Origin of the sequence: Paenibacillus sp. EKM211P, assembly GCF_011066175.1 — a bacterium.
In the GTDB taxonomy this organism is placed as follows: Bacteria; Bacillota; Bacilli; order Paenibacillales; family Paenibacillaceae; genus Paenibacillus; species Paenibacillus polymyxa.
Genome location: NZ_JAAMNS010000041.1, coordinates 1 through 1872, shown reverse-complemented (window position 1 = coordinate 1872; position 1872 = coordinate 1). Strand labels below are relative to the sequence as shown.

Annotated in this window: 1 protein-coding gene; it reads left to right on the top strand. The window is 44.4% G+C overall.

From position 1 onward, the window contains the following. Positions 1 to 1872, top strand: a 1872-nt coding sequence (locus G9G57_RS25225) for a non-ribosomal peptide synthetase (RefSeq protein WP_164965678.1), incomplete at both ends; no start/stop codon positions are given.

Genomic DNA, 1872 nt, shown 5'->3' with positions numbered 1-1872 from the left:
ACGGGGACTTGATAGCGGAAAAGCTCAATTCGATATGACGATAAGTGTGGAAGAAGTCGAGGGCCGTCTTGCATGTGAAATGGAATTTAAAAAACGGTTGTACTCACGTGTGACCATTGAACGGATCATTAAGCATTATATCAGAATTCTTGAACTTCTCTCCCCTTATAAGGATAAATCTATTAAAGAGATCGAACTGGTTGGGGACGAAGAGCGGCAGCAACTGCTAGGGTTTAACGATACGTCAGTAACATACGATAGAGATTTAACGGTGATGGATCTGTTTGAGAAGCAGGTTGAAACCGCCTCGCATCATGTCGCAGTAGTGTATGGAAATCATAAGCTGAGTTATATGGCTTTGAATACACAGGCTAATCGGCTTGCCAGAAAGCTAAGAGATCGTGGGTTAGGCCCGGAAAATATTGTGGGTCTGCTAATGGAGCGTTCTCTTGAACAGATCGTGTCCATCTTAGCTATCTTAAAAGCAGGCGCTGCTTACTTGCCTCTGGATATTCATTATCCTAAGGAACGGTTGGAGTACATGTTGGATGACAGCGCGTGCAGTCATATAATATCCCGTTCTGCCTACATAGACGGAATGGACTTTGACGGCATGATATGGGATATGGACAAGGAAGAACATCGGATAACAGCGAACCACGAACTTGTTGGGAATGTAGAGAGAGTCCATGCTTCGCATCATTTGGCTTATATTATTTACACGTCCGGCAGCACAGGCAAGCCCAAAGGGGTCATGATCGAACACAGAAGTTTAAGTAACCAGATTATTGCACTGATCACGGACTATGGTTACGGAACGATGCAGAATCATATGCTGTACAGTAAAACGGTTTTCGATGTTTCCGTGCAGCATGTATTTACCGCATTGTGCAGCGGAGCGACTTTGCATTTGATGCTAGAAGAGCATGAATCTAATTATGGCAAATTGTATGCGTATGTGAAGAAGAATCACATAGATTTTATGGACATGGTCCCTGCCCAGATGGAAACCATGCTGGAACACATGGATACGGATGTTCAAAATATTCGAATTGTATTAGGCGGAGAAGCATTATCGTCATCCTTATATCAGAAGCTTAGGCAGTGGGTAGAGGCAGATCAAATTTATAACATGTACGGGCCTACTGAAACAACGATTAACGCACTCGTGTATCGATCTGGCGAGATCGACTTTGGCCGGACTATTCCGATTGGAAAGCCGATGAGAAATTACCGTGCATTTATTCTCAATACTTACGGTCAGTTGCAGCCAATAGGCATACCGGGGGAACTATGCATTACCGGGGAGGGTCTTGCAAGAGGGTATCAGAATCAGCCGGCATTGACCACAGAACGATTTGTACCCAATCCATTTGTGCCTGGGGAAATTATGTATCGGACGGGTGACTTAGCGAGGTGGTTGCCGGATGGACATATTGAATTTATCGGCAGAATGGACCAACAAGTCAAAATTCGAGGATACCGAATTGAACTTGGAGAGATCGAAAGTGTATTTAAGAATCAGCCAGAGGTTAGAGACACCGTCGTTCTAAATCGTGAGGATAGATTGGGAAATAAGTATTTATGCGCTTATATCGTTAAAGATGGCGAAGCTTCAATGGAAATGATCCGTTCAGGGATTCGTAAGGAATTGCCTGATTATTTGGTACCGGATGTGATGGTGGAAATCGAGAAAATTCCGCTAACCAATAACGGGAAGATTGACCGTGTTTTGTTGTTGAATATGGACGTCACTCACGTCAGGGGGGGCGAATATGAGGCCCCTGCCAACGATACCGAGATGAAGCTCGCACAGATTTGGGAAGATGTACTTGGAATCGAACGGGTTGGCGTACAGGATAACTTCTTCGA